At 62.8% G+C, this 13,249-nt stretch carries 12 protein-coding genes; 9 read left to right on the top strand and 3 right to left on the bottom strand.

Features of this window, described 5'->3' with window-relative positions; translation table 11 throughout:
- Positions 1-20: 20 nt before the first annotated feature.
- From EM6_RS07085 to EM6_RS07065, 5 genes are all read left to right on the top strand, one after another.
- On the top strand, positions 21-1,085 hold the full coding sequence (locus EM6_RS07085; RefSeq protein ID WP_126421397.1) for a tetratricopeptide repeat protein: 1,065 nt from the start codon (positions 21-23) through the stop codon (positions 1,083-1,085).
- Positions 1,086-1,137: 52 nt separating this feature from the next.
- On the top strand, positions 1,138-1,632 hold the full coding sequence (gene ccmE / locus EM6_RS07080; RefSeq protein WP_126421395.1) for a cytochrome c maturation protein CcmE: 495 nt from the start codon (positions 1,138-1,140) through the stop codon (positions 1,630-1,632).
- Positions 1,629-3,611: a heme lyase CcmF/NrfE family subunit gene (locus EM6_RS07075; RefSeq protein WP_126421393.1), complete on the top strand. Its 1,983-nt coding sequence runs from the start codon at positions 1,629-1,631 to the stop codon at positions 3,609-3,611. Before ccmE ends, EM6_RS07075 begins: the two co-directional genes overlap by 4 nt.
- Positions 3,608-4,120, top strand: a complete 513-nt coding sequence (locus EM6_RS07070) for a cytochrome c-type biogenesis protein (protein WP_126421391.1) — start codon at positions 3,608-3,610, stop codon at positions 4,118-4,120. Before EM6_RS07075 ends, EM6_RS07070 begins: the two co-directional genes overlap by 4 nt.
- 224 nt (positions 4,121-4,344) lie before the next feature.
- Entirely contained in the window at positions 4,345-5,844 is a 1,500-nt protein-coding gene (locus EM6_RS07065) for a Do family serine endopeptidase (RefSeq protein ID WP_126421389.1), read from the top strand.
- Positions 5,845-5,906: 62 nt separating this feature from the next.
- On the opposite strand, the gene EM6_RS07060 is transcribed toward EM6_RS07065, so the two are convergent.
- The 3 genes from EM6_RS07060 to EM6_RS07050 form a co-directional block, all read right to left on the bottom strand.
- Positions 5,907-6,287, bottom strand: coding sequence for a type II toxin-antitoxin system VapC family toxin (locus EM6_RS07060; RefSeq protein ID WP_126421388.1), 381 nt, complete (start codon positions 6,285-6,287; stop codon positions 5,907-5,909).
- 7 nt (positions 6,288-6,294) lie between these two features.
- Complete coding sequence (locus EM6_RS07055) at positions 6,295-6,489, bottom strand: type II toxin-antitoxin system VapB family antitoxin (protein WP_126421386.1); 195 nt, start codon at positions 6,487-6,489, stop codon at positions 6,295-6,297.
- A 65-nt stretch (positions 6,490-6,554) separates the two neighbouring features.
- A complete protein-coding gene (locus EM6_RS07050; protein WP_126421384.1) occupies positions 6,555-8,978 on the bottom strand; it encodes a glucan 1,4-alpha-glucosidase in 2,424 nt (807 codons plus the stop codon).
- A 488-nt stretch (positions 8,979-9,466) separates the two neighbouring features.
- Here EM6_RS07050 and EM6_RS07045 point away from each other — a divergent pair, with 488 nt between their 5' ends.
- The 4 genes from EM6_RS07045 (at position 9,467) to EM6_RS07030 (ending at position 13,133) form a co-directional block, all read left to right on the top strand.
- A complete protein-coding gene (locus EM6_RS07045) occupies positions 9,467-9,940 on the top strand; it encodes a DUF2975 domain-containing protein (protein ID WP_172961155.1) in 474 nt (157 codons plus the stop codon).
- Between the two features lie 2 nt (positions 9,941-9,942).
- Positions 9,943-10,158, top strand: a complete 216-nt coding sequence (locus EM6_RS07040; protein ID WP_126421380.1) for a helix-turn-helix domain-containing protein — start codon at positions 9,943-9,945, stop codon at positions 10,156-10,158.
- A 40-nt stretch (positions 10,159-10,198) separates the two neighbouring features.
- The gene (locus tag EM6_RS07035) at positions 10,199-11,134 is read left to right on the top strand and encodes a TraB/GumN family protein (RefSeq protein ID WP_126421378.1); all 936 of its coding nucleotides are present in this window, start codon (positions 10,199-10,201) and stop codon (positions 11,132-11,134) included.
- A gap of 415 nt (positions 11,135-11,549) precedes the next feature.
- Positions 11,550-13,133, top strand: coding sequence for a sodium:solute symporter family transporter (locus EM6_RS07030; RefSeq protein ID WP_126421376.1), 1,584 nt, complete (start codon positions 11,550-11,552; stop codon positions 13,131-13,133).
- Positions 13,134-13,249: the final 116 nt, after the last annotated feature.

Below are 13,249 nucleotides of genomic sequence, written 5' to 3'. Positions count from 1 at the left end.
ACCCGCCGCTTAAGACACGTATGCTGCTGTTCTCGCTTACCGCTGCACTTGTGTGCGCCGCCCTTCTGGGGCTGGCGGTCGCGTGGCTGCGCCGGACACCGGACAGCGCGCTGGATCAGGCGCGTCAGAGGTACGAAGCCTTTGTGGCTGATCTCGACCGCCGCGTCGCCGCCGGACATGCGGATGCGGCTCTGGCGCGTGAAGAAAAGACCGAAGCGGCACGCGCCCTTTTGCGCGTCGAAGAGGCCGAGGCGGTGACACCGGTTGATCCGCGCATCGGCTTTGCCGGGGCCGTCGTGATCGCCGTGGCGGCGCTGGGCCTGTCGGTCTTTGTGGGCAAGCCCGATCTGCCGGATCAGCCCTATGCGGCGCGCGTCGAGGCGTGGGTGGAGACGCTGAACACGGCCCCCGAAACGCTGGAGGCCAAGCCCGCGGCGGTGGCGCTGCAACAGCTATCGGCCAAGTATGGCGACAAGCCGGCCTACTGGCTGCAACTGGGGCAGACCCAGGTGGTGGCGGGCGACTATTATGAGGCGGCGCAGGCCTTCAAGCGCGTGACGCAACTTGCCCCCGAAGCGGCGGTCGGCTGGTCCAATCTGGGTGAGGCGCTGACGCTGCTCAACAAGGGGCAGAGCAATGGAGAGGCGCGCGCCGCCTTTGCCGAGGCCTTGACGCGCGATGGCGACGACCTGACGGCGCTCTACTACTCGGCGCGTATCCTCACCACGGATGGCCGCTATGAAGAGGCGCGGCGGCTCTATGGTGTCGTGCAGTCGCGGCTGGCGGCCGATGACGGGCGTCAGCAGACGGTGGCGGCGGAAATCGCCGCGCTCGATCAGTCGGCGCAGACGGCGGCAACGGTTCAGGCGCAAATCGGCGGCATGGTGGCGGGCCTTGAGGCGCGTCTGGCTAAAAATCCCGAAGACCCCGACGGCTGGGCGCGGTTGCTGCGGTCCTATCGCGTGCTGAAAAACGTCGAAGGTGAAAAGCGGGTGCTGGCGACGCTGGATCGTCTGTATGCGGATCGTCCGGCCATTGCGCGTGACATCGTGCAAAGGGCCGACCGGCCGGTGGGGGCGCAATGAGAAACCTGTTACGCTTATACCTCCCCGCTGGCGGGGCGAGGGGGAGATTATCATGACCCTGCTTCCCAAATCCATGAAGGCGCGTCGGCGTCTGATGATCTTTCTGATCGCCGCCCCGATCCTGATGGCCGGTGTGGCGCTGGCCCTGTTCGCCATGAAGGATCAGGTCGTCTATTTCTACACCCCGGCGCAGGCCTATGAGGCCAAGGCCGAATGGCACCGCACCATGCGCCTCGGTGGCCTCGTCAAGGCGGGCAGCGTCGTCAAGGGCCCCGGCGGCGAAGTCACCTTCGTCGTGCGCGACCAGAAGGCCGAAATGACCGTGCGCTTCAAGGGCGATCTGCCCGACCTGTTCCGCGAAGGGCAGGGCGTGGTCTGCGAAGGGCAGCGCGTCAGCGCCGACGTGTTCGAGGCTAAAACTGTGCTGGCCAAGCACGACGAAACCTACATGCCCAAGGAGGTCGTCAAGGCGATCAAAGAGCAGGGCGAGTGGCGGCCGGAAAGCGCGGCCAAACCCGATTCCAAACCCTTCGGTGAGGCGAAATGATCGCGGAACTGGGCACCTTCTGTCTGGGGCTGGCCTTCCTTCTGTCGCTGGCGCAGGCGCTCAGCGTGGCGGGTTCGGCGTGGCGCCCCTTGCGCGGCATGGCGCGCTGGAGCGAAGGCCTATCTCTGGCCGCGGCGATGGCATCGGTTCTGGCCTTTGCGGCCCTGCTCCATGCCTTTGTGACGTCGGATTTTTCAGTGTCCAACGTCGCCAGACATTCGCACACGCTGAAACCGCTGCTGTACAAGATTTCCGGGGCGTGGGGCAGCCACGAAGGCTCGATGCTGTTGTGGTGCATGGTGCTGCTCAGCTATGGCGCGCTGGTGACCCTGTTTGGGCGCGGTTTGCCGTCGGGCCTGCGGCACAAGGTGCTGGGGGTGCAGGGGCTTCTGGGGGCGCTGTTCAGCGGTTTTACGCTGTTTTCCTCCAATCCGCTGGCCCGCCTCGACCCCGCCCCCTATGAGGGGCAGTCGCTCAACCCCATGCTTCAGGACCCGGCCCTGGCCCTTCATCCGCCGCTGCTCTACCTCGGCTATGTCGGGTTTTCGGTGGTGTTTGCCTTTGCCGTGGCCGCCTTGATCGAAGGGCGGATCGGGCGCGAATGGGCGCGCTGGGTCCGGCCGTGGACGCTGGTGGCCTGGGTGTTTCTGACGCTCGGCATCGCGCTGGGGTCGTTCTGGGCCTATTATGAGCTGGGCTGGGGCGGCTGGTGGTTCTGGGACCCGGTGGAAAACGCCTCCTTCATGCCGTGGCTGGCGGCGACCGCCCTGCTGCATTCGGCCATTGTGCTGGAAAAGCGCGATGCGCTGAAATCGTGGACGGTGTTTCTGGCGCTTCTGGCCTTCACCTTCTCGATGCTGGGGGCGTTTCTGGTACGCTCCGGCGTGCTGACCAGCGTGCACGCCTTCGCCGTCGATCCGCAGCGCGGTATTTTGCTGCTGGCCATCCTGTTTGTGACGGCAGGCGCGGGGTTCGCGCTTTATGTATTCCGCGCCTCGGCGCTCAGTTCCGGCGGCGTGTTTGCGCCGGTTAGCCGCGAATCGACCCTGGTGCTCAATAACCTGCTGGTCTTCGTGGCGCTGTCCACCGTCTGTCTGGGCACCCTTTATCCGCTGCTGATGGAGGCTTTGACGGGTAAGACGATTTCGGTCGGCACCCCCTATTATAATCTCAGCTTTGCGCCGGCCATGTCGGTGGCCATGCTCATCCTGCCTTTGGCCAGCCTGATGGCGTGGAAGCGTGGTGACCTCAGGGCTGTGGGGCAGAGGCTGGCTCTGGCGGCGGGTGTATCGCTCTTGCTGGCCGTGCTGGGGGCGGTGCTGATGGGCAGCGGCGAAGCGAAAAAAATACTCTCTCTGGGCGTCGGCTTTCTGCTGGGTGGCTGGGTCATTCTCGGTTCGTGGCAGGTCTTGCAGGAACGCACGCACCTGCTCAAGGTGCCGTTTTCCGAGAGTCTGCGCCGCTTTCGCGCCCTGCCGCTGGCGACGCACGGCATGGTGCTGGCGCACGTGGGGCTGGGCCTGTTCGTGCTGGGGGCGGTGGTTGAAACCCAGACCAAGCTCAGCGCCGTCGATCATCTGCGCGTCGGCGGGGCGCTGCGCGTTGGGGCCTATGAGGTGCGCCTCAGCGACATCAAGAGCGTGGTCGGGCCGAACTATGAGGCCGAACGCGGCGTCCTCGATGTGCGGCGCGGCGGCAAGCCCATCTGTCAGGCCCTGCCGGAGCGGCGATTCTATCCGGCGTCCGCGACCGTGACGACCGAGGTGGCCCTGTGTTTTCAGCCGCTGAACGATCTCTATTTTGTGCTGGGCGAACCGTCGCCCGACGGCTGGCCAAAGACATGGCAAGTGCGGGCCCTTTATAATCCGTGGGCGCGGCTGATCTTCTTCGGGCCGCTGCTGATGGCCATAGGCGGGGTGTTGTCGCTGTGTGACCGTCGCCTGCGGCTGGGGCTGGCCCATCGGGGGAAAAAAGGATGAGGCATCCACGCTATAGCTCGCCAGCGGGAAGTTATCTTCGGGCCCTCCTCATCACCCTGTTCGCCTTTTCGCAGGTGGCCGGAGCCGTCCTGCCCGGTGAAACCCTGTCGGACAAACAGCAGGACGAGCGCGCCCGCGCGCTTTACCGCGAAGTGCGCTGCGTCGTCTGTCAGAACGAATCCATTGCCGATTCCGGGGCCGATATCGCCGCCGATATGCGCCGTGACATCCGCGCCCATATCTCTGAGGGCAAAAGCGACAGCGATATCCGTGATATATTGCGCGCCCGCTATGGCGACTATGTGCTGTTCCGACCGCGCTTTTCGCTGGCCACCGGTCTGCTCTGGGGCCTGCCCGTAGGGGTGTTGTTGGTCGGCGGGGTGATCTTTTTCGCCATGGGCCGCCGCAAAAGCCCTAACGGAGCAGAGCCAGATACCCCCGGCCTCAGTGCCGAAGAACAGGCGCGTCTTGAGGCGCTGCTGAACCGTGACCCTGACAGTCACAAATAAGACTGTATCTAAGCCACGATTTTGCCGCACCGCTTTGGTTGCATTCAAGCGCATACCAAAACGTGTGAAACGGTTTTTGGATTCAAATGCACGACAAACAAAAATCTCAGAGCCATACCGGCTCTGAGACGGATTAAAAGATGGTAAGCCCGCGTGAAAACACTGGCTTGCGGCCTTAAAATGCCTATGTTGACCGTAACAGCGTATAATCAGGACGAAGACCCATGGGGAACGTGCTTAACTCGGTAAAGAAGAATAAGGGCCTGGTGGCGGGCGTGGCCGGTGGCCTGATGCTCGGCGCAGCAGTCGCCGGTGCGGCGGTATCGGGTCTAGGGGGCTATGACGGCTCGACCCTGATCAAGACGGCGGCCGTGACCCCGGTAAAGCCGCCGGCGGGCGCGCCCATGTCGTTTGCCGACATCATCGAGCGGGTATCGCCCGCGGTTGTCTCGATCGAGACCAAGGGCAAGGTGAAGGTGCCGAACGGCCTGATCATCCCCGGCTTCGAGCCGCCTTCGCAGGACGACGGCGAAGGGGAAGGCAATGAACGCGAAGTGCGCGGCGCCGGTTCGGGCTTCTTCATCACCGCCGACGGCTATGTGGTCACCAACAACCACGTCATCGAAGGGGCCGACGAAATCACCGTCGTCCTGACCAACGAACAGAAGCTGACGGCCAAGGTGATCGGCCGCGACCCGGCCACCGATCTGGCCGTGCTTAAGGTCGAAGGCAAGAACTTCCCCTTTGTGCAGTTTGAAACCGATCAGCGTCCGCGCGTCGGCGACTGGGTGATCGCGGTCGGCAACCCGTTCGGTCTGTCGGGTACGGCGACGGCGGGCATCGTCTCGGCCTTTGGGCGTCCGGACGGCGCGCAGGGCTATGTCGATTACATGCAGATCGACGCCGCCATCAACCGTGGCAATTCCGGCGGCCCGACCTTTGACCTCAACGGGCGCGTCATCGGCGTCAACTCGGCCATCATCACGCCGTCGGGTGGCAATGCCGGCGTCGGCTTTGCCATTCCGGCCGACACGGCTTCGGCCATTGCGCGCAAGCTGATGGCGGGCGGTAAGGTCGAGCGCGGCTATATCGGCGTGCAAATCCTGCCCGTCACCGACGAATATGTCGAAAGCCTGAGCCTGCCGGACAAGGACGGCGCCTATATTGCTGACGTTACCAAGGACGGCCCGGCGGCCAAGGGTGGCGTGCAGGTCGGCGACATCGTCAAGAAGGTCAATGGCAAGACGGTCAAGCTCAATACCGACCTGACCCGCAACGTGGCCGATGTGCGCCCCGGCGAAAAGGTCGAGATCGAGGTGTTCCGTAATGGCAAGATGGTCAAGCTGACCATTGTCGCGGCCCTGCGTCCCGGCGAAGACGAACTGAACAAGGTGCTGAATGGCGGCGGGGCTACGACGCCTGAAACCGGCGCGCCGGTGCTGGGCCTGAGCGTCAAGCCGCTCGACCCGACCTCGCGCAAGACCTATGGCATCGAAGCCGATGTCAGCGGTCTGGTGGTCACGGCGATTGAGCCGACTTCGGATGCGGCGAAGAAGGGCCTGAAGGCCGGTGACGTCATCGTGCGCGCCAACAACCTGCCCGTGGCCAACCGCGCCGAGTTCGACAAGATCGTCACCGAAATGAAGGCCGCCAACCGGCCCTCGATCCTGCTGCTGGTCAACCGCGGTGGCCGCAATGTGCCGCTGCCGCTGAGCCTGAAATAAGGGGCTGGCAACGGACTGAATACGAAAACCCCGGCCTGCGAAGGCCGGGGTTTTTTGAAAGATTATTGCCGCACGGGTAAGTAGCCTATGCCAAAACGCTCAGCCAGAGCATTCAGGCGTTTGTCCAGTGTCCATAGCTGTGCGTAGGGCGTGAGCAAGGCCGAGGCCAGCAAGGCAAAATCGACCAGCCCGCAGCCCAGACCGAACAGTTTTTCGCGTTCAATAAAGTCGGAAATCTCATTGAGGCTTGCCTGAGGACTGGTGCGCAGCAGGCGCATAGCATTCAGGGTCTCTGCGCGCGGTGCCGGTACGTGTCCGCAACTCAGTTCCGTAATGATCATGGGATGCATCATCACCTCATCCCGCAGCAGAAGCGCCGTCAAATCCGCATTGTCGTTGCGAAAATGATCCACCCAGACCGAGGTATCGACCAGCACGTTCATGCAGGCGTCAGTCTTCGCGACGGCGCGGAATACCGGTCATGTCGGGGGCCGCCCCCCCCAGGGCCGCCAGACGTCGGGCGGCCTGAATCCGTACGAAGGTTTTCATGGCTTCGCGGAAAATATCAGCGCGATCCATACCGGGATCGGCCAGTTGCACCGCCTGTTCAAACAGGGCGTCATCAATGGTCACGGTGGTGCGCATAAGGGGCCTCATCAAATCTGATGAGGTTATACCTCAAAATGCGCATCCACCCAAGGTATAACCACCTACTTCGCGAACGTCTCTGCGGTCAGCGGGTTGCGGTCCCACACCTGACCATCGGCCAGAGAGCGCAGCAGCTTCACATATTCCGCGTGGGTCCAGGCCAGAGGCGTGGCCGAGTTGGTGCCCTCGCCCGTCTCATAGCCGGCCGGCTTGACGCCGACGCCATCCCAAACCTGTTCGGGCAGCATCAGGCCCTCATTGGCAAACAGCTCCATGCCGCGCACATAGGTGGCGCGGATGCGCGTTTTGTCCGTATCCGTCACACCGCCGCTTTTCAGCGCCGCACGGGCCAGTTCGTAATGGCCGCGTTCGCCGGTGAAGAAGGGCCACACGCGGCCGCGCTGACCGGGGGTCGAGCCGCCCAGCACGCCGTAATTGGCACCGGTGGTCTCGTCTTCGCCATAGCCGTCATTCCCGTAGCGGCGGAAGCCGGGGAAGGCCCCTTCGACGCCCTTGAAACGGAAGGTGTATTTGACGCGCAAGTTCTCCGGCAGGGTCTCGTCATCAAGGAAAGTCAGTGAACGGACGATGTTGGCGTCGTCGGCGCGGCGCACGCCATAGCGCACCAGCTCCAGGAAGCCGCCGTCGAGGATCAGGTCGCCCCGCATCCCCTTGCGGCCATTGCGTTCGTCCTGCACGCCCGGATTATTGGCGTCGTCCGAACGCGACAGGCGCATATAGTAGGTGTCCTTACCGCCCTTGATCGCGCCTGTGGTCGTCACCATGCGGGCTTCGATCTTCGCCGAAATGTCCGCAGCGCGGGCCTTCAGCTGCGCGGCCATATCGGCGTCGCCCGACCGCGCAGCGATGTCAGAGGCGGCGATCAGCCCCGCGACAATGGCGGCGGTGGTGGAGGGCGAATAGCCTTCCTGCTCTTCCCAGCGCTCCTGCTGCGTGTAGGGCGGGGTGATTTTGGCATTGTTCCAGCCGATATGCGTCGTGCCGCCGTCCTTGAGGAATTTCGCCGCGGGTTTGAGCATCGCGGTCCACGAGGCCTTGAGATCGGCGTCGCTCATCAGGCCGCGATGATTGAGGTTCCAGCCGAGCATGATCGGCATGGCCGTCTGATCGAGCTGCACGCCCACCCATTCCGGCGTGCCATCGACGTGCGCCTTTTGCAGGAACCAGCCGCCGTCGCCTTTATTGCCCGGCGTGTTCGGCCCGACCTGCACCTTCGGCAGGTAGTGATAGGCGGCCAGCGGTGTTTTTTTGTCGCCCAGCGCCGCCAGCGCCATTGCCACCTGATAGAAGTCACGCGGCCAAACGGCCTTATACCCCGTCGCCGATTGCTTGGCGAAGACGGTTTCGCCCCACGGATTCGACAGGGAGGCGATCAGCGCCCCGGCATAGGTGCGGTCTTCCTGCACCTTGAGCATCAGGGCCGAGGCATAGAGCAGCTTGCCATTATCGGTCGATTGGGCCGTCAGGCGCGGCAATTCGCCTAAGGAAGCCAGATAATCTTCCCAGCCGACCGCCTTACCCTGACCGTTATAGCGCGCCAGCACGGCGGCATAGCCGGTCTTCAGCGTCGCGGCGGCTTCGGTATCGGCGGCGGCGACGTCCTTGCCGAAGCCGAGCGCCAGATCGAAGGTGGCCGAGGTGCTCACCGGCTTGAAGGCAGCGACGGCGCGGATATTGCCCTTTTCGCTGATCTTGGCGTTCAGCGCGCCCAGCTTGCCGTCTTTCAAAAGGCCAACCAGCGCGTCCTTGCCCGTAAAGCCGATGCTGGCGGCCTCATACGGGACCGAAGCGCGCAGCGACAGGGCGTGCGGGCCGTCAAAAGCGCGCAGGGCCGTTTTCGAGGCATCGCCCTGATCGTCGCCGGAGGTGTTGTTGACCGAGGGATCGAGAACGACATAGGGCGTCACCGTGCCTTTCAGCGCCTTGACCGTGACGCGCAGCATCAGGGTCTGACGGTCCGGGTCGGTGAAGACGTCCTTGATGACCACAAAGCGGCCCTGCTTGTCCGTATTGGTCAGGCGGTAGGCGGGCGACAGCGGACGCCCGGCCTTGTCCTTATGCAGATAGTCGATGTGCGACACCGTGTCGGCGGCTTCCGTGGCCACCCAGCCGTCGCCGACAAGAACCAGCGACAGGTCGCGGATCTGCGCTTCGTGGATCAGGCCGTACATGGTTTCCGACAGCACGCCGTTGGCCAGCGAAAACCACACCTTCGACACCGTGCCGGTGGTGGCCTTATCGCTATATTGCAGGTCCCTATAGGCCTCATAGGACGACCCGATGCCCTGCTTGGTCGCCGCCGCCCAGGGCGAGGCCTCACCGGGGCCATCCGTGGCGTCGGTTGAGACGACCTGATTGGGCGTGTGGGCGGTATTGCTCGGCGTTTCGCTGTCTTGGGCAGCAGCGGCGGCAGCGGCGGCCAGAAGGGCGCACAGGCTTACCGATGCGATGAGGCGCTTGGACATAAGGTCACTCCCTGAACACGCACCATTGGCGGCAGAAGCGGACCTCTGCGGCGGTGCGTTTTTACACTCTTTCCCTATTGGTACAGCGCCGCCGTCCCTGACGAAACCCGCCCCCGACGTGAATACGTATTCAGATCGCAGGCATCTTATACCTCCCCGGTTTACTGGGGTGTAGCGCCAGCGAAAGTATAGCTTTCGCCAGCGACGGGACGCATCTCTTCTTATACCTCCCCAGTTTGTTGGGGAGGGGGACCGTACGAGCCAGCTTTCTGGTAAGATGCGGTGGTGGGGGTGCTTACAGAGTGCCGGCGGGCCGAGCCAGTCAGCCCCTTCTTTTGAATTTCTGTAACCTGTTTCGCGTTCTGCGCCCCTTAGAATGCCGGGCAAAAGACCATGCCAATCTCGAAATTTAATGTTTATCATTAAATCATTTGACATTCCTCGCTATGGGAGTTATCGATAATCATGAAATTTATCGGGAGGGTCCCATGCCTGCAAAACGCCGCCGTCTGTTCACCGGCACGCTCTGGCTGCTTAAGGCCGCGCTTGTCATCTACGCCATCGGCGCGGTCCTGAGCGCGATCCGTCTGGGGATGCTGGTCGCTTTTGGGCCTGAACCGTGGCCAAAGGGGACTCAGATTGACGTGTCCGTTGCCGCGCTTGTTATGATCGCGCTGGCGGTGCCTGTGTTCATGAACCTGCTGGCGGTGGTGCGCTCCGGTCAGGCCGGCACGCCCTTCACGCCGGAAAATGGCACGCGCCTGCGCTGGATCGGTATATTCCTGACGGCGGGCTATGTGGCGCACCCGATCCTCGTCTTTCTGGCCGATTCCTCACGCGCGCCCGAAGCGCTGATAGCGTCTCTGGCCAAAGGGCTCCTGCCGGTCCTGCTGTGCTTTGTGGTGGCCCATATTTTCGATATCGGGACCGACCTGCGTGAGGATCTGGAAGGCACGGTATAGCCATGCCCATTATCAGCAAACTGGATGATCTGCTGTATGCGCGTCGCATGACCTTGTCCGAACTGGCTGAGCGCGTGGACATCGCCCTGCCCAATCTGTCCATCCTCAAAACGGGCAAGGCGCGGGCCATCCGCTTTTCGACGCTTGAGGCCATCTGCCGTGAGCTGGATTGCCAGCCGGGCGACCTGATCGCCTATCAGCGGGACGACAAAACCTAAGCGGCGCTGTTTGCGCCTTAAAGAAAAAAGAGGGGAGCCCATGCTCAAATCTATCGTTTTCGCTGCCGCGCTTGTGGCGGCGGCCGGGTCGGCCTGCGCCCAGACGACCGTCACCCTGACGCCCGCTGCGGATGACTGGTCCCTGACCGAAGTCAGCGTCGTCAAGAACCTGCCCGGCCCCGCCCTGTGGAAGGTTATCAAAGGCGATAAGGTCGTCTGGCTGATCGGCGATGCACGGATCGATGCCACAAAAACGTGGGACAGCGCCCGTATAGACCGAATACTTTCGGATGCCGAAGGGCTCTATCTGCCGCCGGCCCCGAAGTTCAGTCTTCTGGCGCTTTACGCGGTGATGAGCGGCAAGGATTTGCCCGGCAAGCAGACCCTGCGTGACGTTCTGCCACCGGCTGAATACGCCCGCTGGACCCAACTCGCCCAGACGTATGAGATCGACACGCGCGACATTGAAAAGGACCGGCCGTTGTGGGCGGGCGTCCGCTTTCTCGACGCGGTCGGCACGAAGAAGGGGTTTTCATCGCAGGTCATCACGCAGCATCTCACTCAGGTCGCCAAACGTCACAAGGTGAAGGTCGCGCGCATTTCGCGGATGGAGACGCGCGCTCTGGTCAAGCAGACCAACGCCATTGACGAGGCCGAAGGTCGCCGGTGCCTGACGGTGATGCTCGACCTGACGGAATATATGGTGGCCACAACCGCTGCGCAGGCCGATGCCTGGGCCTCCGGAGATGTCGAAGCCCTGAAAGCGATCCTGCGGGCTCAGCCGAAGGCCGATTGTCACGAGGCGCTGGGGGGGCAGTTGCGCGCGCAATGGACAGCGGACACTCTGCGCATGGTCGATACGGCCATGCAGGGCACCCGCCGCAGCGTTCTCCTGCTGCCCATGCCCATGTTGCTGGATGAGCGGCTTGTGAATGACCTGCGGGCGCAGGGCTATCAGGTCCGCACCCCCGGTTAGAGTGGAGATTTCTGATGGACTCATTCCACTCAAGCCGCCGTTGAGGCGGCGGCCAAGGTGGCGGAGCCCGCAACCGGCGAGGGGCTAAACAAAAGAGCGTAACCTTTTAGCACCTGCCACAACCTGTTTTAGACCCGATCCGATGCCCCTGCGCCTGTTGGATGACGCAAAGCTGGATCGCAACTCGGCAGAGGCCTTATACCAAGGGTCATTGAAAATGACTCCTGGTATTCCATTCGAGAATTTCTCATGTCACTGACACATATGAGAAATTCTCGCTTCTTCAACGGCCGGATGCGGTCAGCATCTTCGGCCGTTGGTATTAAGGCGTCTGCCGCTTTTTTTTACGTCAGGCGCGGAAGTGGATACCTCTTTCTCTGAGTCTGGACTAAACTTTCATCAAAAAGGGCGGGCCGTGACTCAGTTTCACCTCAACAGCATCGATATCGGCGTGGCGGCGGCCTATGTGCTGGGGCTGGTGGCGCTGGCGCTTTTGTCGCGGCTGAAGATCACCACGCTGAAGCAGCAGTTTCTGGCGGCGGGTCAGGCGCGCTGGCCCGTGGTGGGGTTCACGCTTTACGCCGCTACCCTGTCGTCCTCGGCCCTGATCGGGGTGCCCGGATCGGCTTACGCGCATGGGATCAGCGTCTATAATTACGACTGGGTGGCGGTGCTGGTCCTGACCCTGTTCTGCGCCGTGGTGCTGCCGACCTATCTGTCGTCCGGCGTCTTCACCGTCCCGGAGTTCCTTGAAAAGCGCTATGGCCGTTTTGCGCGCACCTATGTGTCGGGCCTGTCGATCGCCCTGATGACCTTTGTCGATACGGCAGGGCTGCTGTTTGCGGGCAGCCTGTTGTTCCGTTTGCTGTTTCCGGCGTTGAGCCTGTTTGAGGTGGGGGCACTCCTGTCGCTGTGTGCCGGGCTGTTCCTCGTCGCCGGAGGCTTGCGCGCCGTGCTGATCACCGACACGGTGCAGGCGGTCTTCCTGATCGGCGTCTGCGCGGTCATCAGCGTTCTGGCGCTGAAGGCCGTCGGCGGCTGGCAAGCGGTGGTTGCCCACAGCGACGCCCTGCGGCTGCATCTGGTTCGTCCGGTCACGGATGATGTGCTGCCTTGGACGGGTCTGGTTACGGGTCTGCCGCTGATCGGCTTCTATTTCTGGTGCACCAATCAGTACATGGTGCAGAAGGTGCTGGCCGCCAAATCACTCGATCATGGCCGTTGGGGCAGCCTGTTTGCCGGGGGGCTCAAGCTGACGACTCTGGGCCTGCTGGTCGTGCCGGGCCTGTGTGCGCCGCTGCTGTTCCCGGCGCTGGAAGCCCCGGATCAGACCTTTTTCGCCCTGGCCTTCAGCCTGTTGCCGACGGGTGTGGTGGGCCTCGTCGCCGGGGTGTTTTTGGTCACCATCCTGTCGTCGCTGGCCTCCAACTACAATGCGGCGGCGACGCTGGTGACGCTTGACTTCCTCAAAGCGCTTCGTCCGCACACCTCTGAGGCGCGGCTGCTGCTGGCCGGGCGGCTGGCGATCCTCAGCGTCATGGCCCTGTCCATCCTGTGGCTGCCCATGCTGGGGGCCATTCAGGATACGCTGTGGAACTATCTACAGGCCATGCTGGCCTATTTCGTGCCGCCGGTGGCGACGCTGTTCCTGATGGGGCTGTTCTGGACGCGCGCCAATGCCTTTGGGGCCGCCTGCGCATTGATTGTCGGCACGACGCTCAGCCTTGGCCTATTCGTCAGTGTCGAGATCATCGGTATCTTGCGGCTGCATTTTCTGGTGGCGGCCTTTGTCATCTTCGTCGTCAGCGCCGCCGCTTTGATCGCGGGCAGCCTGATGCGCCCGGCCCCGGAGGCTTCGGTGAGCGCGCTCGTTTTCACCCGCGCCGTGTGGGACCGCGAAAGCGCCGCACTGAAAGGCGTGCCGTGGTACAAAAATTACCGCTGGCTGTCGCTGGCCCTGCTGCTGTTCACTACGTTTCTGGTCGCCCCGTTGTTGTAATCCCCTCTCCCTTGAGGGAGAGGGTTAGGGGGTAACATCACCTAATTTCAGCCGTTACTTTTCCTCGCTTGCACCGTCACCATTTCGGCCTATCTTCGTGCCTCTACTGATGAGGC

This window comes from Asticcacaulis excentricus (genome assembly GCF_003966695.1).
GTDB lineage: Bacteria > Pseudomonadota > Alphaproteobacteria > Caulobacterales > Caulobacteraceae > Asticcacaulis > Asticcacaulis excentricus_A.
Note: the sequence above shows the minus strand (reverse complement) of the source record. Positions and strands in the feature narration are given on the sequence as shown.

What these genes read in the sequence shown, in the direction of transcription:
- EM6_RS07085 (WP_126421397.1), top strand. Translation starts at nt 21, where the DNA reads ATGCTGCTGTTCTCGCTTACCGCTGCACTTGTGTGCGCCGCCCTTCTG.
- ccmE (WP_126421395.1), top strand. Translation starts at nt 1,138, where the DNA reads ATGACCCTGCTTCCCAAATCCATGAAGGCGCGTCGGCGTCTGATGATC.
- EM6_RS07075 (WP_126421393.1), top strand. Translation starts at nt 1,629, where the DNA reads ATGATCGCGGAACTGGGCACCTTCTGTCTGGGGCTGGCCTTCCTTCTG.
- EM6_RS07070 (WP_126421391.1), top strand. Translation starts at nt 3,608, where the DNA reads ATGAGGCATCCACGCTATAGCTCGCCAGCGGGAAGTTATCTTCGGGCC.
- EM6_RS07065 (WP_126421389.1), top strand. Translation starts at nt 4,345, where the DNA reads ATGGGGAACGTGCTTAACTCGGTAAAGAAGAATAAGGGCCTGGTGGCG.
- EM6_RS07060 (WP_126421388.1), bottom strand. Translation starts at nt 6,287, where the DNA reads ATGAACGTGCTGGTCGATACCTCGGTCTGGGTGGATCATTTTCGCAAC.
- EM6_RS07055 (WP_126421386.1), bottom strand. Translation starts at nt 6,489, where the DNA reads ATGCGCACCACCGTGACCATTGATGACGCCCTGTTTGAACAGGCGGTG.
- EM6_RS07050 (WP_126421384.1), bottom strand. Translation starts at nt 8,978, where the DNA reads ATGTCCAAGCGCCTCATCGCATCGGTAAGCCTGTGCGCCCTTCTGGCC.
- EM6_RS07045 (WP_172961155.1), top strand. Translation starts at nt 9,467, where the DNA reads ATGCCTGCAAAACGCCGCCGTCTGTTCACCGGCACGCTCTGGCTGCTT.
- EM6_RS07040 (WP_126421380.1), top strand. Translation starts at nt 9,943, where the DNA reads ATGCCCATTATCAGCAAACTGGATGATCTGCTGTATGCGCGTCGCATG.
- EM6_RS07035 (WP_126421378.1), top strand. Translation starts at nt 10,199, where the DNA reads ATGCTCAAATCTATCGTTTTCGCTGCCGCGCTTGTGGCGGCGGCCGGG.